We start from the raw sequence: 20,458 nt of genomic DNA on the forward strand, positions 1-20,458 counted from the left end.
GATGACTGCCACAACTGGAATCGGAAGTTTCGCGGACGTACCGCTGCACGGCGAAGGCGCGGGTGAGCCCGCCACTCCAGAAGCCGTCGAGGCGCACGTCGCGGCAGCTGCCACCGCGCACGGCTACACCCCCGAGCAGTTGACCTGGGCCACGCCCGAGGGGATCGACGTCAAGCCGGTGTACATCGCCGCCGACCGCGACGAGGCGGCCGCCGCCGGCTACCCGCTCGACACCTTCCCCGGCGCACCGCCTTTCGTGCGTGGGCCGTACCCGACGATGTACGTCAACCAGCCGTGGACCATCCGTCAGTACGCCGGGTTCTCCACTGCTGCCGAATCCAACGCGTTCTACCGACGCAACCTGGCCGCCGGGCAGAAGGGCCTCTCGGTGGCCTTCGACCTGGCCACCCACCGCGGATACGACTCGGACCATCCGCGCGTGCAGGGTGACGTCGGAATGGCCGGTGTGGCCATCGATTCCATCCTCGACATGCGCCAGTTGTTCGATGGCATCGATCTGTCGACAGTCAGCGTGTCGATGACGATGAACGGCGCGGTGCTGCCGATCCTGGCGCTCTACGTCGTCGCGGCCGAGGAGCAGGGGGTGCCGCCGGAGAAGCTGGCCGGGACCATCCAGAACGACATTCTCAAAGAGTTCATGGTCCGCAACACCTACATCTATCCGCCCACGCCGTCGATGCGGATCATCTCGGACATCTTCGCCTACACCAGTGCCAAGATGCCCAAGTTCAACTCGATCTCGATCTCGGGTTACCACATCCAGGAGGCCGGTGCGACAGCCGATCTGGAGCTGGCCTACACGCTGGCCGACGGTGTCGAGTACATCAAGGCAGGCCTTGACGCCGGCCTGGACATCGACAAGTTTGCGCCGCGGCTGAGCTTCTTCTGGGGCATCGGCATGAACTTCTTCATGGAGGTGGCCAAGCTGCGGGCCGGCCGCCTGCTGTGGAGCGAGCTGGTGGCCCAGTTCGACCCGAAGAACGACAAGTCGCTGTCGCTGCGCACCCACTCACAGACCTCGGGCTGGTCGCTGACTGCGCAGGACGTGTTCAACAACGTCGCCCGAACCTGTATCGAGGCGATGGCGGCCACGCAGGGGCACACCCAGTCGCTGCACACCAACGCCCTGGACGAGGCGCTGGCGCTGCCCACCGACTTCTCCGCGCGGATCGCCCGCAACACCCAGCTGCTGCTGCAGCAGGAGTCGGGGACCACCCGGCCGATCGACCCGTGGGGCGGTTCGTACTACGTCGAGTGGCTCACGCATCAGTTGGCCGACAAGGCACGTGCTCACATCCACGAGGTGAACGAGCACGGCGGCATGGCGCAGGCCATCAGTGACGGCATACCGAAGCTTCGCATCGAAGAGGCCGCGGCCCGGACCCAGGCGCGGATCGACTCCGGTGCCCAGCCGCTGATCGGTGTGAACAAGTACCAGGTGGAAGAGGACCAGGAGATCGAGGTCCTCAAGGTCGAGAACAGCCGGGTGCGGGCCGAACAGCTGGCCAAACTGCAGCAGCTGCGGGCCGACCGCGACGAGTCGGCGACGCAGGCCGCGCTGGCCGAGCTGACCCGGGCCGCCGAGGCGACGGGTTCTGCAGGTGAGGACGGACTGGGTAACAACCTGTTGGCCCTGGCCATCAACGCCGCCCGCGCCAACGCCACCCTCGGCGAGATCTCCGACGCCCTGGAGAAGGTGTACGGGCGGCACCAGGCCGAGATCCGTACTATTTCGGGCGTCTACCGGGACGAAATCGGGGGAGCGGGGAAGGTCGGCGGAATGTCTACCGCGACGGAGCTCGTGACCAAGTTCGCCGAGGCCGACGGTCGTCGGCCCCGCATCCTGGTGGCCAAGATGGGCCAGGACGGGCACGACCGTGGGCAGAAGGTGATCGCAACGGCGTTCGCCGACATCGGTTTCGACGTCGACGTGGGCTCGTTGTTCTCGACCCCGGAGGAGGTGGCCCGTCAGGCCGCCGACAACGACGTGCATGTGGTCGGGGTGTCGTCACTGGCCGCTGGGCACCTGACCCTGGTACCCGCGCTGCGCGACGCGCTGGCCGAGGTGGGCAGGCCCGACATCATGATCGTCGTCGGCGGGGTCATCCCGCCCGGGGACTTCGACGAGCTCTACGACGCCGGGGCCAACGCGATCTTCCCGCCGGGCACCGTGATCGCCGATGCGGCCATCGGCCTGCTGCAGAAGCTGGCAGACCGGCTCGGTTACCAGCTGAGCTAGCAATGGCCCTCTCGGTGCAGGAACTGGCGGAGGCCATCCGGGGCGGCGACCGAGCTGCCCTGGCGCGCGCCATCACGATGGTGGAATCCACCCGGGCCGACCGTCGTGACCAGGCCCAGCAGTTGCTGCTGGAGTTGATGCCTGAGGCGGGCAAAGCTCAACACATCGGCATCACCGGGGTTCCCGGCGTCGGCAAGTCGACGACGATCGAAGCCCTCGGCATGTACCTCATCGAGGCAGGCCACCGGGTGGCGGTTCTGGCGGTGGATCCTTCGTCGACCCGGACCGGTGGCTCGATCCTGGGAGACAAGACCCGGATGGCCAAACTGGCGGTTCACCCGGACGCCTACATCCGGCCGTCGCCGACGTCCGGGACGCTCGGCGGGGTGGCCAAGGCCACCCGAGAGACCATCGTTCTGCTGGAGGCCGCCGGCTACGACGTCATCCTGGTCGAGACCGTGGGCGTCGGGCAGTCCGAGGTCACGGTGTCGAACATGGTCGACACGTTCGTGTTTCTCACCCTGGCCCGCACCGGTGACCAGCTGCAGGGCATCAAGAAAGGTGTGCTGGAGCTGGCCGACGTCATCGTCGTCAACAAGGCCGACGGCGAGCACGCAATCGAGGCCAAGGCTGCTGCGCGCGAACTGACGGGCGCGATCCGTCTCATCTATCCCCGCGAAACACTATGGCGGCCACCGGTTCTCACGATGAGCGCGATCGAAGGCCACGGGCTTGCCGAATTGTGGGACACCGTGATCAAGCACCGTGAGGTGCTGACCGAGGCGGGCGAGTTCGAGGCTCGGCGACGCGCGCAGCAGGTGGATTGGACCTGGTCGATGGTGCGAGACACCGTGCTGGACCGTGTGATGTCGCATCCCGGTGTCCGCGGTATCCGCGACGAGGTAGAGCGCCGGGTGCGCGAGGGTGAACTGACTCCGGCGCTGGCCGCGCAGGAAATTCTCGACGCGGCCGGATGACAGTGAAAGGCTGGGCTGACCCGGAGATGAGGGACGTGAACGTGAAACTGCGTGTGCTCGTGGCCGCCGCGATGGTCGGCGGTGCTGTCCTGACCGGTTGCGGCGGCGGCGGATCGACCGCCCCGGCACCCACGGTGGCCAAGTCCAAGCTGCAAACCATGGCGAAGGAGAACCTGGAAGCCGCGGCCAAGCGCAAGGCCAAGTCTGTGACCTGCGACGACGGCATCGTCGGCAAGGTGGGAGCGACCCAGCATTGTGTGCTGACAGACAAGAACGGCACCAAGTACGGCGTTACGGCTACGGTCAAAAACGTCGAGTCCGAGAAGGTCAAGATCGACTTCAAGGTGGATGACAAGCCGAGTTCCTGACCCGGTGGCCGGGCTCCGGCTAACAGGTAGGTAACGCCTGTGGAATTTGCCGGGGGGCCAGGTAAATTCAAGTGTGTGACCGATCACAACGGGGAGCGCGACGAGGCGCTTCCACACGGCGTCCAAGGCGCGGCGGACAGGAACTTCTCCTGCACGGTCCGCGGGTTCTCGAAGCTGTTCCCGGGCCGGAAGTACGGCGGCGGGGCACTGGTGATTCTCCAAGACGGTCAACCGGTGGTCGACGTCTGGACCGGCTACTCGGACCGTGACGGCACCCGACATTGGACGGCCGACACGGGCGCGATGGTGTTCTCCGCGACCAAGGGCATGGCCTCGACGGTCATCCATCGCCTCGTTGATCGTGGTCTGATCGATTACGCCGCCCCGGTGAGCGAGTATTGGCCTGAATTCGGGACCAATGGCAAATCCGCGGTCACGGTGCGACAGGTGATGGCGCACGAGGCGGGGCTGTCTCAGCTCAACGGCGTCAGCAAAGCCGATCTGTTGGATCACCAGGTGATGGAAGGCCGGGTCGCAGCGGCGCCGGTGAACTCACTTCTGTTCGGCAAACCCGCCTATCACGCGCTCACCTATGGCTGGCTGTTGTCGGGTCTGGCCCGCGCGGTCACGGGGCAGGGCATGCGCGAGCTGTTCCGGACCGAGTTGGCAGAGCCGTTGGGAACTGACGGCCTGCATCTGGGGCGTCCGCCGGCCGACGCCCCGACCCGGGCCGCACAGATTCTGGTTCCGCAACGACGTTGGCCCAACCAGGTCTTCGACTTCATGGCCCCGCGGATCGCGGCGCTGAACTTCTCCGGCGCCTTCGGTTCCATGTACTTCCCCGGCGTGATGTCCCTCGTTCAGGGCGACACCCCGTTTCTGGACGCCGAGGCGCCCGCCGTCAACGGTGTCGCCACGGCGCGTGGCCTGGCCAGAATGTACGGCGCCATCGCCAACCACGGCCGCATCGGTGGCGCGGACTACCTGTCTGAGCGCATCGTTGGCGGTTTGGCCGGTCCGCCCGGTATACGCCCGGACCGCAATCTCGGGGTGCCGCTCGGCTTCCATCTCGGTTATCACTCGGTGCCGTTCGGGATCATGCCCGGATTCGGCCATGTCGGGCTCGGCGGGTCGGTCGGTTGGGCGGACCCGGCCAGCGGGCTGGCGATCGGGTTTGTGCACAACCGCCTCCTGACTCCGATGGTGTTGGACATGGCCGCCTTCGTCGGTCTGAATGCGCTGATTCGCAAGGACGTGGCTCGTGCCCGCGAGCGGGGATTCGAGGCGGTGCCGAACCTCGGTGCGGCGCCGTACGAGTTACCGAAGCCCGTCGCGGGATAGTTCTCACCTGACACCCCGGAGCCGACCTGTTGCACCAACAGGTCGGCTCCGTTCGTTGCGGGGGCTTGAGCGCGGGACAGGAACGGCGGCGTACCGCTTCTACCTGCAGTGATATACATCACACTATGTCCCATATATGGGATGCCCTTCCCGTGGTTGCAGCGCCTGTCCACCGTTAACCTCGGCAGATTTGCCTTGGTAGACACATTGTGGTTTCTGTCACGCCTTCGCGTGTCGCGTGGGCTGGATCTCAGTCGGCCTGTCCTGGCGCCGGAATTTGGTACGTCTACGTCTCGTGTGTTGCGACAATTTCCACCTTCGTAGTGATCCATGCTGGTTATGACGTTGCATAGTCAATGATGACCATTAGCTGATGTGGGATTTGGGTACACATTCGTACCGTTTTCGTCGGCCCGGGCGATGGAACATGAATTCGGTTCAACTACGGAACCGATAGTTTGCGTGTCGGTAGCCAGCTAACTATTGCCAGCTGCCCTATGAATTAACTGTGAGTGGTGAACCGAACACCGTTTTCAAACTATGGACAACCTGTGAAAGCCTGTCTTTGCGCCTGAAATCAGCTCGGAGTTAGTTAGCGGGATAATTTCTCCTGCACCGTGGCGCTACTCTATCTGGTGGTGAATAGTGTTGGTGCGCAGCGATATTGGTGAACCATGGCAGGCGCCCACCGTCCGAGTTCGGCGCCTCGCTGGTGAAATTGGCGGGTACTGACATTTCCCAAGAATTGGTCGGTGTAGCGAACGCGTGACCGTTTTTGCGATCGGGTGTTTCCAACATCCAGTTGGTCCACGCGCTAGGCTACGGACCCGCGTTGGCAACGACTCGTACCGGATACGGGGATTCGGTACCGTGCGTCGAGGGCGACGTAGCGCACATTCTTTTCCGCGTTCTAAGTATGTTGATCGACGCTTTGCTGATCGATCGCATCGAGAGAGGTGAGCCAACTTGGCCGAGACACCAGTCACCCCGATTGCCGTAATCGGCATGGGCTGCCGTCTGCCCGGAGGGATCGACTCACCGGCCGCGTTCTGGCAGGCACTTCTGCGGCGCGATGACCTCGTCACCAAGGTCCCGCTGGATCGCTGGGACGCTGACGAGTACTACGACCCGGAGCCCGGAGTGCCGGGGCGTTCAGTGTCCAAGTGGGGTGCGTTCCTCGACGACGTCGCAGGATTCGACGCCGACTTCTTCGGTTACGGCGAGCGTGAGGCGCCGTCCATCGACCCGCAGCACCGACTCCTGCTCGAGACGTCATGGGAGGCCCTCGAGCACGCGGGCCGGGCTCCCGGCGACATCTCCGGTTCGTCGACCGGCGTCTTCCTCGGCATGACGCACAACGACTATCAGATGGTCGCTGCCGAGGCGGACGCGCTGGACGGCGCCTACGGCTTCGCCGGAACGAACTTCAGCCTGGCGTCGGGTCGTGTCGCCTACGCACTGGGCGTGCACGGACCCGCGTTGACGGTCGACTCGGCCTGTTCATCGGGCCTGCTGGCCATCCACATGGCATGCCGGAGCCTGCACGAATCGGAGAGCGACCTGGCCCTGGCCGGCGGCGCCTCACTCCTGCTCGATCCGAAGAAGATGGTGGCGGGCTCGGCGCAGGGAATGCTGTCGCCCACCGGTCGCTGCCACGCGTTCGACGTCGGCGCCGACGGGTTCGTCTCGGGCGAGGGCGTCGCCATGGTGCTGTTGAAGCGTCTTGCCGATGCCGAGCGCGACGGTGACCGGGTGCTCGCCGTGATCCGCGGCACCGCGGCCAACCAGGACGGCCACACGATCAACATCGCGACCCCGTCGGAGGAGTCGCAGAGCGCGGTCTACCGCGCGGCGCTGGCGGCCGCGGCGGTCGATCCGGTGACCGTCGGCATGATCGAGGCCCACGGAACCGGAACGCCCGTCGGCGACCCGATCGAGTACGCCAGTTTGGCCGCGGTCTACGGCACCGACGGACCGTGCGCACTCGGGTCGGTGAAGACCAACATCGGTCACGCGCAGTCGGCGTCCGGGGCGATCGGTCTGATCAAGGCCGTCCTCGCCCTGCAGCACGGCGCCGTTCCGGCCAACCTCCATTTCACCGAGTTTCCCGAGGCGATGGCCCGGCTCAACAGCTCGCTGGTCGTCCCGACCGAACTGATGCAGTGGCCGGTCGCCGGGGAACACCCGCGACGCGCCGCCGTGTCGTCCTACGGGTTGTCCGGTACCAACGTGCACGCGGTGCTCGAGCAGGCGCCCGTTGCCGGGTCCGAGCCCGCCGGTGCGCCGGCCGGTGACGGCGAGCCGATGATGTTCCCGGTGTCGTCCACCTCGGCCGACGAGCTGCGGCGGACCGCAGGCCGACTGGCCAACTGGCTGATCCACGAGGCCGGCGACCAGCCCTTGCCGGATCTGGCCTACACGCTGACGAGGCGCCGCGCTCACCGGCCGTTCCGGACGACGGTGACGGCGGCGACTGCCGACGAACTCGGTGCAGCGTTGCGGGAGGTCGCCGAGGGCGACGCGGTCTACGAGCCGGCAGTGGGGACCGGCGAGCGCGGACCGGTGTGGTTGTTCTCCGGCCAGGGTTCGCAGTGGGCCGGGATGGGTGCGCAGCTTCTCGCCACCGAGCCCGCCTTCGCGGCGGCCATCGCCGAACTCGAACCCCTCATCGCCGCAGAGTCGGGCTTCTCGGTGACCGAGGCGATTTCGGATTCCGAGCCGGTCCAGGGCATCAACCGGGTGCAGCCGACGATCTTCGCGATGCAGGTCGCGCTCGCGGCTGCACTGAAGTCCAGGGGAGTGCAGCCCGGAGCGGTGATCGGCCACTCGATGGGCGAGGCCGCGGCCGCCGTGGTCGCGGGGGCGTTGTCGCTGCAGGACGCCGTGCGGGTGATCTGCCGGCGGTCGGCCCTGATGACCCGGATCTCGGGTTCGGGCGCCATGGCCTCGGTCGAACTGCCGGCGCAACATGTGCTGTCCGAGCTCGCCGCCCGAGGCATCACGGACGTGGTGATCTCGGTGATCGCCTCGCCGAAGTCCACCGTCGTCGGCGGAACCACTGAACGCATCCGGGAACTCGTCGCCGACTGGGAACAGCGGGACATCATGGCCCGCGAGGTCGCGGTCGACGTCGCATCGCATTCGCCGCAGGTCGATCCGATCCTCGACGAACTCGCCGAGGTGCTCAGTGACCTGACGCCGCTCACGCCGACGGTTCCGTACTACTCGTCGACGTCGTACGACCCCCGCGACGAGCCTTACACCGACGCCGACTACTGGGTGGACAATCTGCGCCACGCCGTACGGTTCTCGGCTGCGGTGCAGGCCGCCCTCGAGGACGGCTACCGCGTGTTCGGTGAGCTTTCTCCGCACCCGCTGCTGGTTCACCCGGCCCAGCAGGTCGCCCGCAGCCTGGACATCAACATCGCGGCACTTCCGAGCATGCGGCGCGAGACCGAGATGCCCACCGGTCTGCTGCAGTACGTCGGTGACCTGCACAGCGCAGGCGCCGCAGTCGACTTCGCGACGCTGTACCCGACGGGCACGCTCGCCGACGCACCCCTGCCCACCTGGACTCGTCTGCCCCTGACCGTCAGCCGGGACGCTCGCGAGCACCTTCCGGGCGGTGGACATCTGCTCAGCGTCCATCCGCTGTTGGGTGCGCATGTCGTACTTCCCGAGGATCCCGAGCGCCATGTCTGGCAGGCCGACGTCGGCGTCGAGGCCCAGCCGTGGTTGGCCGACCATCAGGTCCACAACGTGGCCGCGCTTCCGGGCGCCGCGTACTGCGAGATGGCGTTGGTCGCCGGTCGCTCACTGTTGGGCGATGCCTGCGAGGTACGCGACATCACCTTCGAGCAGATGCTGCTGCTCGACGCCGAGACCGTGGTCTCGGCCGAGGCCAAGGTGACCCCCGAGGGGGCAGTGCAGTTCCTGGTCGAGACAGCCGGGGCCGGCGAACAGATCCGGCGTGCCGCGGCGGTGATCGTCGAGGCGGAGCCCTCAGAGGCGCCGACCCGACTCGATCTGACCGAACTCAAGGCGGCCCACCCTCGCCGTGTCGAGGGCGATGCATTGCGTAAATGGTTCGGGGACAAGGGTATTCAGTACGGGCCGGCGTTCTCCGGCCTCGCGGCGGCATTTACCGCCGACGGTCCCGTCACCAGTGTGCTGGCCGAGGTGGCACTGCCCAGCGCAATCCGGTCCCAGCAGGGCGCCTACCAGATCCATCCGGCTCTGCTCGACGTGTGCTTCCAGTCGGTCGCGGCGTACGCCGAAGGCGAGGATCCGGGCGGTCTGCTGCTCCCGCTCGGCGTGCGCAGCCTGCGTGCGTCCGGGTCGACGCGTTCGGCGCACTACTGCCTGCTGCAGGTCACCAACGCCGACGCCACCAGCGTGGAAGCCGATCTCGATCTGCTCGACGAGGACGGTGAGGTCCTGCTCGCCGTTCGTGGCCTGCGGCTCGGCACCGGCATGACCGAAAGCGGTCAGCGGGAACGCATCTTCAACGAGCGCCTCCTGGCCGTCGAGTGGCACGAGCAGGAACTGCCGGAGGCCCGGACATCGGGGACGGGCAAGTGGTTGTTCATCACGTCCGACGGCTCGGATCTGCTGACCACGGAGTTGGCCGACGCGCTCGAACCCGATCTCGGCGACGTGTCGACAGTGGTCTGGCCCGATGGGGCTGACCAATCCGCCAACGCCGAATCGCTGCGCAAACACCTCGGTGCCGAGACCTACAGTGACGTCGTCCTGGTGCTGGCCGGCGCTGCCGAAACGGGGGACCGGGAGTCGGCGTCCCGGGGCCTCGGGTTGGTCCAGCGGGTGGTCCACATCGTGCGTGAACTGATCGATGTCGACGACCAGGCTCCCCGACTCCACCTCGTCACGCGTGGCGCGCAGTCGGTGCTGCCGGGCGACGGGCTCAACCTCGACCAGATCGGGCTGCGCGGACTGGTCCGGGTGATCGGGAATGAGCAGCCGCAACTGCACGCGACGCAGATCGACGTGGACGAGCGCACCGATCCCAAGGACATTGCGCGCCAGCTGCTCACCGGCAGTCCCGAGGATGAGACCGCCTGGCGCGACGGTCGGTGGTACACCGCGCGGCTGGGCGCCAGCCCGTTGGCTGCCGACGAGCGGCTGTCCACCACGGTCGACCTGTCCACCGATGCGGTGCGGCTGAGCATCCGGACCCCAGGGGACTTCGGTTCGCTGGAGCTGACCACCTTCGAGCGTCCGGCGCCCGAGCCCGGTTGCATCGAGGTGAGGGTCAGCGCATCGAGCCTGAACTTCGTGGACGTTCTGGCGGCGTCGGGCCGGTATCCCGGTCTGGCGGAGCAGTCCGCAGCGCTGGGCCGCGATTTCGCCGGCGTCGTCACGGCCGTCGGACCCGATGTCACCGACCACAAGGTCGGCGACCGGGTGGCCGGCGTGGCGGCGACCGGTTGCTGGGGCACGTTCGTCACGTGCGCGTCCGACCTGGCCGTCGCTCTCCCCGATGAGCTGGCGATGGACAGTGCCGCCGCGGTGCCCACCGCGCATGCCACCGCGTGGTACGCGCTGCGGGAGTTGGCGAGGATATCGGCACAGGACAAGGTGCTGATCCATTCGGCAACCGGCGGCCTCGGCCTGGCAGCCATCGCGGTCGCACGCGAGTGCGGAGCCGAGGTGTTCGCCACCGCGGGCAGTCCCGAGCGTCGGCAACTGTTGCGCGACATGGGCATCAAGTACGTCTACGACTCGCGCACACTGAGCTTCGCCGACGAGATCCGCCGCGATACCAACGGATACGGTGTCGACGTCGTGCTCAATTCGCTGACCGGGTCAGGGCAGCGTGCCGGACTGGAACTACTCGCCTTCGGCGGTCGGTTCGTCGAGACCGGAGTCGCCGACCTTCGCGGTGACGCCACCCTCACGCCGGCGATGATCCGAGACGGCCTGTCGTTCCACGCGGTCGATCTGTCGTCGCTGAGCCAGCGTCGACCCGACGTCGTCCGCCGACTGCTGCAGACGGTGTTCGGCAAGCTCGCCGAAGGCGCGCTACCGCTGCCGGAGATCAGCACCTATCCGCTGACCGCATGGGCCGGGGCGATGGAACTGATGGATGCGGCCGGGCACACCGGCAAGCTCGTCGTGAAGATCCCGGAGTCGGGCTCCGATACGGCGGTGGTGCCGCCCGAGCACGCACCGGTGTTCCGCGCCGACGGGGCTTATGTGATCACCGGCGGCCTCGGCGGCCTCGGACGGTTCCTCGCCGAGAAGATGGCGTCGGCCGGTTGCGGCCGGATCGTGCTCAACGCCAGGTCCCAGCCGTCCGCCGAAGCACTGGTCGAGCTCGACCGGATCCGCGGCCTCGGTACCGAGGTGGAGGTGGTCACCGGCGACATCGCCGATCCCGCCACTGCCGCCGCCCTGGTGTCGGCGGCGACGGCCACCGGACTGGCTCTGCGTGGTGTCCTGCACGCGGCGGCGGTCGTCGAAGACGCCACGCTGACCAACATCACCGACGACCTCATGACCCGAGATTGGACACCAAAGGCTGTGGGCGCGTGGAACCTTCACGAGGCGACGCGGTCGGAGTCGCTGGACTGGTTCTGCTGCTTCTCGTCGGCTGCCGCCCTGGTGGGCTCACCGGGGCAGGGCGCGTACGCGGCCGCCAACAGCTGGTTGGACGGATTCACCCAGTGGCGGCGAAATGAGGGACTGCCGTCGAGCGCCATCGCCTGGGGTGCGTGGACCGAGATCGGCAAGGGCACCGGTTTTGCCGAGGCCTCCGATTCGGCGATCGCGCCAGACGAGGGCGCCCACGCGTTCGAGACGATGCTGCGGCACAACCGTGGCTACGCCGGCTACACCCCGATCGTGGGGGTGTCCTGGCTCGCCGACTTCGCCAAGCGGGTCCCGTTCGCCGAGTCGTTCCGTCCCGCGAGTTCCGGGGATTCCGACGCCAGCGGGTTCCTCACCGAGTTGTACGCCAGTCCGCAGGACGAATGGCCTTCGCGGTTGCGCCGGCTGGTCTCCGACCAGATCAGCGTGCTGCTGCGTCGTTCGATCGACCCGGATCGTCCGCTGGCCGAATACGGCATCGACTCACTGGGCAACCTCGAGGTACGGACCAGGATCGAGACCGAAACCGGGGTGCGGATCAGCCCGGCGGACATCACCACCGTCCGCGGGCTCGCCGACAAGTTGTGCGAGAAGTTGGTCGCCAATGCCGACACGGAGCTGACACCGACGGCGTGATGCCGAATTCGGTTGAGTTTATAGAGGAGTCACGTTGCAGTTAGGGTCCGTTTCGATCGGTTCGGTCGAAGAGTGGGACGCACCGCCCGGTTCTGCCGTTTCCTGGCGAGCCTCGCCGGCCTCGTGCGCCAAGGCGGCTGAAGCGCCCGTCAGTGACGTGCCGGTCAGCTACATGCAGGCCCAGCACCTGCGCGGGTTCATCGATCAGCGAGCCAAGGGCCTGGACTACTCCCGTCTGGTGATCGTCACGTGTGACATTGCAGGGCAATGCGACATCAGGGCGATGACCTACGTGGTCAATGCCCATGTGCGCAGGCATGACACGTTCCGTAGCTGGTTCGAATACCACGATGTCCACGACATCGTGCGGCGCACGATGCCCAATCCGGCCGACATCAAGTTCGTGCCCACCCGGCACGGCGATCTCACGTCGGAGGAACTGCGTCAGTTGACGCTGTCGACTCCGGATCCGCTGCACTGGGACTGCTTCACCTACGGCATCGTCCAGTACCCGGATCGGTTCACGCTCTACGTGAGCATCGACCACCTGCACATGGACGCGACGTTCGCAGGTGTCACGCTCATGGAGTTCCACGCGATGTACACCACCCTCGTCAGTGGTGGCGCGCCGCTGGCACTTCCGGAGGCGGGCAGCTACGACGCCTTCTGCATGCGTCAGAAGGAACTGCTCGGTGCATTGACGTCGGATTCGCCGGAAGTCACGGCGTGGGCCGATTTCGCGACCAGCAACAAGGGCAGCCTGCCGGACTTCCCACTGCCTCTGGGCGATCCGCTCGAGCCGTGTGGAGCGGAGATGTGGGTCGAGACCCTCATGGACGAGGAGCAGACGGCAAATTTCGAATCGGCATGCGTCGCAGCCGGGGCCCGCTTCATCGGTGGCATGCTCGCCTGCACCGGGATGGCCGAGCATGAACTGACCGGAGCGGATACCTACTATGGCCTGACACCGAGCGATACCCGCAAGACCACGGCCGACCTGATGACGATGGGCTGGTTCACCGGGCTGGTCCCGATCACCGTCCCGATCGCGGGTAGGTCCTTTGCCGAATCGGCCGTTGCGGCACAGCAGTCCTTCGACGCCGGACATCAGCTCGTCGATGTCCCGTTCTACCGGGTGCTCGAATTGCGGCCCGAATTGGATTGGCCGAGGCCGAATTTCCAGGTGATCAACTTCCTGGATGCCGGGGCGGCCCCGTTGTCGGTGCTGCTCACCACCGAGTTGGAATCGATGCGGATCGGCATGTTCAGTGACGGCGTGTACTCGTACCAGATGACGGTGTTCCTGGTGCGATTGAAGGACCGCACGGCGGTCTCGGTGGTCTATCCGAACAATCCCGAGGCACATGAATCGGTCGGCCGGTACGTCAAGGTGCTGAAGTCGACGTGTGCACGGGTGCTGGAAAACCTCAGCGCAGGGTCGCGCAGGTGAGCCGCGGAATGAAGTCAGAACAGGAAGGCACACTCGATGGCTGAGTCAACACTCAACGGCGTGTTGCGTGAGCGGGCGAGCATGCAGCCCAATGACATCGCCTACACCTTCGTCGATTACGAACGCGACTGGGATGGCGTTGAGGAGACCCTGACCTGGGGTCAGCTCTACCGACGCATCCGGAATCTGGCGGGGGAACTGCAGACCCACGCCGCAGCGGGGGACCGCGCGGTGGTGCTGGCACCGCAGAGCCTCGACTACATCGTCGCGTTCCTGGCTTCACTGGAAGCCGGGGTGGTCTGCGTCCCGCTGTCGACGCCGATGATCGGCGCCCACGACGAGCGGGTCACCGCGGTCCTGCGTGACGCGGCGCCCACCGTCATCCTCACCACGTCCGCCATTTCCGGGACGGTGACCCCGTATGCGGTGGCACAGGACGGCAACCCGGCGCCCGTTGTGCTCGAGGTCGACAAGCTCGACCTCGATTCCCGCAAGGCGGTACGGCTGAGGCGCGAAGCCGCCCCCGAGACCGCGTACCTCCAGTACACGTCGGGCTCGACGCGGACTCCCGCGGGCGTGATGGTCTCGAATCGCAACCTGACGGCCAACTTCGAGCAGATGATGGCCAGCTTCTATCCGGACTACAACCGCGTGCCGCCGGCCGACACGACCGTCGTCACGTGGCTGCCGCTGTACCACGACATGGGGATGATGGCGGGCATCGTGGCGCCGATCCTGGGTGGATGGCGCACCGTGATGATGAGTCCGTTGGCGTTCCTGGCCCGGCCGGCACGCTGGATGCAGCAGCTCGGCAGCGTCACCACCGGCCTGACCGCGGGACCCAACTTCGCCTTCGACCTGGCCTCGGCCAAGACTACCGATGACGATATGGCGGGTTGCGACCTGGGCAACGTGCTGAGCATCATCAGCGGCGCGGAGCGCGTTCACCATGCGACCGTCGAACGCTTCACCAAGCGGTTCGCCGCGTTCAATCTGCAGGGCAAGGTGATTCGTCCGTCCTACGGTCTGGCCGAGGCCACGCTGTACGTCGCGACGCGCGAGCCGGGCAAGCCGCCGGTGGTGGCCAACTTCGAGCCCGAGAAACTGGCCGCCGGGCACGCCGAGCGGTGTGCCAGCGGAACCGCGCTGATCAGCTACGGGACACCGCACAGCCCGGCCGTACGGATCGTCGATACGGAGTCCCACACCGAGATGCCCGCCGGGATGATCGGTGAGATCTGGGCGCAGGGCGAGAACATCGCGGCCGGATACTGGAACCGGCCCGCCGAGACGCAGGAGACCTTCGGCGCGACCGTCGACGGCGTCCCCGACGGAACATGGCTGCGGACCGGCGATCTGGGCTTCATCTCCGAAGGCGAGTTGTTCATCATCGGACGGGTCAAGGATCTCCTGATCGTCCGCGGGCGCAACCACTACCCGGACGACATCGAGGCCACGGTCTCGGCGATCTCCCGTGGGCGGGTCGCTGCGATTGCGGTGAACCACGAAGAGGAAGAAAAGCTGGTCGCCGTCATCGAGGTCAAGAAGCGTTCCGACGAAAGCCCGGAGGCCCTGTCCGAGCGTCTCACGTTGATGAAACGCGAAGTGATCTCCGCCATCTCGACGGCGCACGGACTCAACCCCGCCGACCTGGCACTCGTGGCCCCCGGCTCGCTCCCGATCACCACCAGCGGCAAGGTCCGTCGGCAGGCGAGTGCCGAGCTGTACCGCCGGCAGGAGTTTGCGAGGTTGGACGCCTGATCGGGGCTGAACCGAAGCGCTGAAACCACCATGTGGGCAACCCTTTTGCTGATGGCCATCGCGGTCAGCCTCGAACCGGTACGGATCGGGCTGACCGTGCTGATGCTGAACCGTCCCCGGCCGGTGCATCAGTTGCTGGCGTTCCTGTGCGGCGGGTTCCTCATGGGCCTGGTGGTCGGCGGGACGGCGTTGCTGGTCCTCGACGCCGCACCGCTGGCCGCAGGCACGCTCACCGTGCCGAGGATGCAGATCGGGATCGGCATCCTCGCCCTGGTCGCCGCCGTATTGGTGGCCGCCAACGTGGGCTCGCGGCGGGCGCAAAAGGCAGAGCCGGCGCCTGAGGAATCCGGCTCCGGCCAGGTGGCAGTGGCGGCGCCGCGCGTCGGTCTGCGAGACCGGATACGTGCGGTCATGCAAGGCAATTCGCTGTGGGTGGCCGGCGTCAGCGGGCTGGGTATCGCGCTGCCGTCGGTCGACTACCTGGCGGCACTGGCCGTCATACACGCCTCCGGTGTCGCACCCGGCACACAGGTTGGCGCGGTGATCGCCTTCAACCTGGTGGCATTTGCACTCGTGGAGATCCCACTCCTGAGTTACCTGATCGCGCCGCAACGTACGCTGGTGTGGATGACCCGCGTGCACACCTGGATCCGTTCGTGCACGCGGCGCGACGTAGCGATGATCCTCACTGCGGCAGGTGCTTTGTTCATCACGATCGGTCTGCTGGGGATATGAGCGGCAGCATGACACCGCCGACGGGCGGTGCTCAGAAGGGAGACGGCAGGATGCCTGGAGTCAACGGAGGACGTCGGCGTCGCGAAGCGGTCCGCGGTCGGAGGCGGTCACGAGATGCCGTCCGCCGCGTGCCGCAAGGCCTGCTCGCCGGAACCTTCGCCGTCGGCCTCGTCGCCGCGGGAACGGTGTTCGGCGCCGGAACCGCGTCCGCCGAGAACGCGCTGATCTTCGGCGGCGCCCGCGGCCCCGGCATTCCGTGGGACCAGATCACCAACAAGGTGGGCCGCGGTTACTACCCGAATGCGAACCGGCGCATCGTCGAGTATCCCGCCGGGATGGTGTACGGCCGGCTGCCGGACAAGTTGTGGCCCGGCAACGACATCTCGACCGACAGCGTGGGCGACTCGGTGGACATCGGTGCGCGCAACCTGAAGACCGCGCTGCAGAACACTCCCGGCCAGACCGTGGTGGTCGGCAACTCCGAGGGCGCGCTGGTGCTCAGCGAGGCGCTGGCGCGCCTGTCGCAGGATCCTGGTGCGCGCGCCCCAGAAGGCGTGTCCTTCACATTGTTCGGGCCCCCGCAGTCGGTGACACCGTTCAGCCATTCGGTCCTGTCGTCGCTGACGCCGGGAACGTACGTGCCGCTGATCGACTACACCGTGCGCGGTCCGGTGGAGAGCCAGTACGACACCACCTTGGTGGTGGGTGAATACGATTTCATCGCCGACTTCCCCGATCGGCCGGACAACTTCCTGGCGCTCGCGAATTCGCTTGTCGCGCTGGAATATCTGCACACCGAGACGTCGTACTCCACCCGTGAGGAAGTGCCGCCGCAGAACATCTTCGTCACGGTCAACTCCAAGGGGGCGACGCAGACGGCGTATTTCCTGCCGACCCAGCTCCTGCCCCTGACCAGACCGCTTCGCGATCTCGGAGTTCCCAACGAACTGGTCGACCAGCTCGACGGCGTGGTGCGACCCATGGTGGACGCCGGCTACTCGCGTAACGACTACCCGGGTGCCCCGGCTACCGGCATCGATCCCGTAGCCCGGGCCAACGTCGAGGATTGGTTGCGGCAGGCCGGCACCGGCTTGGCGGAACTGCCGCCACAGCAGGCTCCCGCGTCGCAGCCCACGATCAAGCTGAGCCGCACCGACCAGGAGAACATCGACAAGGCGGTGCAGGGCATCAAGGTGAGCCCCGCTGATCAGGCCAACATCGACAACGCGGCTGCACAGGTGAAGAACCTGTTCCCAGGGATCGGCTAGCCGGCTCGGCTCAGTTGCCGGGCTCGGCTTCCTGCTTTACCCCTACCCTCAGTCGACTGCGCAACCGGTCGACCTGACGTGTGACGAAATCCGACGGCCACCAGTTCGCGGTGCCGATCAGCGTGGCGATGGCGGGCACGGTCAACGTGCGGACCAGGAACGTGTCCAGCAGAATCCCCACGCCCACAACGAATCCGGCTTGCACGACCGTCGTGATACTTGCGAACAACAGGCCGAACATCGATGCCGCGAAGATCAGTCCGGCCGCGGTGATCACGCCGCCCGTGGATCCGACGGTACGGATCACACCCGACCGCACGCCGTGGGGCGACTCATCGCGTATTCGGGAGATCAGCAGCAGGTTGTAATCGGCGCCGACCGCCACCAGCACGATGAAGGTCAGTGCGGGCACGCTCCAATGCAACTGTTGGCCGAGGACATACTGGAACATCACGACACCGATACCCAGGGCCGACAGGTAGGAGATCACCACCGAGGCGATCAGGTAGAGCGGCGCGACGAACGCACGTAATAGGACGACCAGGATCAGTAGCACGACTGCGATGGTGATCGCGATGATGAGCCGGATGTCGTGGTTGTAGAAGTCGCGGGTGTCGCGCAGCATCGCCGGATATCCGGCGATAGACACCGAGGACCCTTCGAGCGCGGTATTGGGCAGGGCGCTCCGCGCGGTGTCACCGATCGAATTGACCAGGTTCATCGCCTCGGTGCCGAACGGGTTGATGTCGGTCTGGATCAGGTAACGCGCGGTATGCCCGTCGGGGGAGATGAATGTCGCTGCGGCCTTACGGAATTCGTCCTGGGTCAGAATCTGTGCGGGCACGTAGAACCCGGACATCGGTGGGCTGGCGGCGTCGGTCTTCATGTTGAGCAGGAATGCGGACGCCTCGTCGAGCCCCGAACCCACCCGCTTGGTCTCGGAGACCAGTAGCGAGACTCCGTCGGCGATCTGTCTGCTGGCGTCGGCGAGGTTGTCGGCGCCGTTTTGCAGGGTGCTGAGCTGTGATCGCGCCTGGGCCGGATTGGCCAGCCCCATGGACTGCATGGCCTTGCTCGCGGTGTCGATGGTGGCGCTGAGCTTCTTGACGGTGTCCTCGAGGGTCTGCATGGAATCGGTCGCCCGCAGATCCCGTGCCAGGGCGGCGATCTGATCGAAGGTACCGTCGGTTCGGGCGGCGGCCAGTCGGCGCAGTGATCCGCGGGCCTCGAGACAGGCCGGGTCGGTGAGACAGACCGGGCTGGTGTCCAGACCCCGTAGGACCGGATCGATCCACGGCATGCCGTTGGTCAGATCGGCGAAGTTCGTGTCGAGCGAGTCGCCGAGCGCCCGCATGCTGCTGACCAGCTTTGCCGCGCTGTCGATCTGCTGGAGCGTCGTGTTGCCGCCGACCTGCTTCTGCATTGTCGCCAGGGCGTCGACCAGGCCCCGCGCTCCGGCCACGCCGCGGGTGACCTGTGTGCGCACATCGAGCAGGCTGGTGGCCAACGTATCGGCACCGTCGGTGAGCCGGTTGAGATCGCTTGCGCGCCCGTTGATCTGGGTCGACGCGTCGTTCAGCTTGGTTCCGACCTCGCCGGCCTGATAGCTCAGTCGTGCCTGCTGCAGCGATTCTCCCGTCGGCCGGGTGATACCTCGCACGACCGCGACCCCGGGGAGCTGGCTCACCCGCTGGGCCATCTGTTCCAGGTCGGCCAGAGCCTGGGGCGTACGCAACTCGTTCGGGGACTGGACGATCAGGTACTGCGGAATGGCCGAGCTGATCGGGAAGTGGTCCTCCAGCGCCGCATAACCCATCGAGCTCTCAGCGTGCGCCGGCAGCGCCTTGCGGTCGTCGTAGTTGTACTGGACGAGGGTCGCGCAACTGGCCAGCGCCGCAAGGACGACCAGACTGGCGGCCAGATGGGACCATGGCCGGCGCACGATGCGGATACCGGACCGTCGCCAGATCCGGCTCGTGAGGTCACGGCGCGGGGCAATCCAACCCCGACGCCCGACCAGCACCATCACGGCGGGCAACAGCGTCAACGCGGCCAACAACGCGATGCCGATGGCGACGGCGAGTGCGGTGCCGACGGTGGAGAACAGGCCCAATTGAGCGAACATCATGCCCAAGAAGGTGACGGCGACCGTGGCGGCGGATGCGGCGATGACCTTGCCGATCGAGCCGAGTGCCTGTTCGACCGCGCGGTCGGATTCCAGTCCGTCGCGCAGATAGTCGTGATACCGGCTGATGAGGAAGACGGCGTAGTCGGTTCCGGCGCCGGCCATCATGGCGGTCAGGAACACGACGGTCTGGTTCGAGATTCCCATGCCCAGGTAGGCCAGGCCCGCGATCACCGACTGGGCCGTCACCAGCGAGGCCCCGATGGTGAGCAGGGGCAGCAGCATCGTGACCGGATTTCGGTAGATCAACAGCAGGATCACCAGAACCATCCCGATCGTGGCGATCTCGATGGCGGTCGTGTCGCGTTCGCCGATGTCGGTGAGATCGGCGACGGTCGCGGCGGGTCCGGTGAGGCTCGCGGTCAGCTCGGCGCCCTGCACGCTGTTCTTGACGATGTCGGCGACACGGGTATACGACGCGTATGACTGTGGTGAACCGACGTCGCCCGCGATGCCTACCGGCAGGATCCAGGCCTTGCCGTCCTTGCTGGCCATGAATTCGCGCAGGGGCGGGGCACTGATGAAGTCCTGCAGCATCACGACATCGGTGTGGTTCTTGCGCAGATCGTCGACGAGCGTGCGGTACGTCGCTTCATCGGCCGGGCCCAGGCCTTTGTCGTTGCTGAGCACGACCAACAGCACGTTCTCCGAGCCGGATTCGTGAAACGCCTCGGTCATCTCACGGGTGGCCACGGTGACCGGCGCGTGCGACGGCAGGATCGCGACCGGACGCTGCTGCACCATCAGGGTCAACGACGGAAATGTCAGGGGCAGGGCAGCGGCGATGGCCAACCAGATTCCGATGACGATCCACGGCCATCGCACGATGACTGAGCCGAGCCGGACGAACAGCGAGGAGTGTTCGGCC

Annotated in this window: 10 protein-coding genes; 9 read left to right on the plus strand and 1 reads right to left on the minus strand. The window is 66.4% G+C overall.

The genetic code is table 11. The features are described from left to right. Window position 1 precedes the first annotated feature (1 nt). The 9 genes from scpA (at window position 2) to AC4LGL_RS13455 (ending at window position 17,405) form a co-directional block, all read left to right on the plus strand. Window positions 2-2,260 carry a methylmalonyl-CoA mutase gene (gene scpA / locus AC4LGL_RS13415; protein WP_491839108.1) on the plus strand — a complete coding sequence of 753 codons (2,259 nt, stop codon included), beginning with the start codon at window positions 2-4 and terminating at the stop codon, window positions 2,258-2,260. Between the two features lie 2 nt (window positions 2,261-2,262). Continuing rightward, window positions 2,263-3,237: a methylmalonyl Co-A mutase-associated GTPase MeaB gene (gene meaB / locus AC4LGL_RS13420; protein WP_491839109.1), complete on the plus strand. Its 975-nt coding sequence runs from the start codon at window positions 2,263-2,265 to the stop codon at window positions 3,235-3,237. Window positions 3,238-3,278: 41 nt separating this feature from the next. Continuing rightward, window positions 3,279-3,605 (plus strand): DUF4333 domain-containing protein, encoded by a 327-nt coding sequence (locus AC4LGL_RS13425; RefSeq protein ID WP_491839110.1) that lies wholly within the window; start codon window positions 3,279-3,281, stop codon window positions 3,603-3,605. A 75-nt stretch (window positions 3,606-3,680) separates the two neighbouring features. Further along, window positions 3,681-4,946 carry an esterase/beta-lactamase LipL gene (gene lipL, locus AC4LGL_RS13430; protein WP_491839111.1) on the plus strand — a complete coding sequence of 422 codons (1,266 nt, stop codon included), beginning with the start codon at window positions 3,681-3,683 and terminating at the stop codon, window positions 4,944-4,946. Window positions 4,947-5,912: 966 nt separating this feature from the next. Beyond that, entirely contained in the window at window positions 5,913-12,191 is a 6,279-nt protein-coding gene (pks2, locus tag AC4LGL_RS13435) for a sulfolipid-1 biosynthesis phthioceranic/hydroxyphthioceranic acid synthase (protein ID WP_491839112.1), read from the plus strand. A 34-nt stretch (window positions 12,192-12,225) separates the two neighbouring features. Further along, the gene (locus AC4LGL_RS13440; RefSeq protein ID WP_491839113.1) at window positions 12,226-13,641 is read left to right on the plus strand and encodes a condensation domain-containing protein; all 1,416 of its coding nucleotides are present in this window, start codon (window positions 12,226-12,228) and stop codon (window positions 13,639-13,641) included. Window positions 13,642-13,677: 36 nt separating this feature from the next. After that, complete coding sequence (locus AC4LGL_RS13445; protein WP_491839114.1) at window positions 13,678-15,402, plus strand: AMP-binding protein; 1,725 nt, start codon at window positions 13,678-13,680, stop codon at window positions 15,400-15,402. 30 nt (window positions 15,403-15,432) lie between these two features. Beyond that, on the plus strand, window positions 15,433-16,137 hold the full coding sequence (locus AC4LGL_RS13450) for a GAP family protein (protein WP_448447743.1): 705 nt from the start codon (window positions 15,433-15,435) through the stop codon (window positions 16,135-16,137). A gap of 128 nt (window positions 16,138-16,265) precedes the next feature. Continuing rightward, entirely contained in the window at window positions 16,266-17,405 is a 1,140-nt protein-coding gene (locus AC4LGL_RS13455; RefSeq protein WP_491839115.1) for a PE-PPE domain-containing protein, read from the plus strand. 10 nt (window positions 17,406-17,415) lie between these two features. Here the strand turns inward: AC4LGL_RS13455 and AC4LGL_RS13460 are convergent, their stop codons facing one another. Beyond that, on the minus strand, window positions 17,416-20,442 hold the full coding sequence (locus AC4LGL_RS13460) for an MMPL/RND family transporter (protein ID WP_491839360.1): 3,027 nt from the start codon (window positions 20,440-20,442) through the stop codon (window positions 17,416-17,418). Window positions 20,443-20,458: the final 16 nt, after the last annotated feature.

This window comes from Mycolicibacterium arcueilense, from assembly GCF_058536225.1.

Excerpts from the sequence above, each read along its gene's own strand:
- scpA (WP_491839108.1), top strand. The coding sequence starts at position 2 with ATGACTGCCACAACTGGAATCGGAAGTTTCGCGGACGTACCGCTGCAC.
- meaB (WP_491839109.1), top strand. The coding sequence starts at position 2,263 with ATGGCCCTCTCGGTGCAGGAACTGGCGGAGGCCATCCGGGGCGGCGAC.
- AC4LGL_RS13445 (WP_491839114.1), top strand. The coding sequence starts at position 13,678 with ATGGCTGAGTCAACACTCAACGGCGTGTTGCGTGAGCGGGCGAGCATG.
- AC4LGL_RS13450 (WP_448447743.1), top strand. The coding sequence starts at position 15,433 with ATGTGGGCAACCCTTTTGCTGATGGCCATCGCGGTCAGCCTCGAACCG.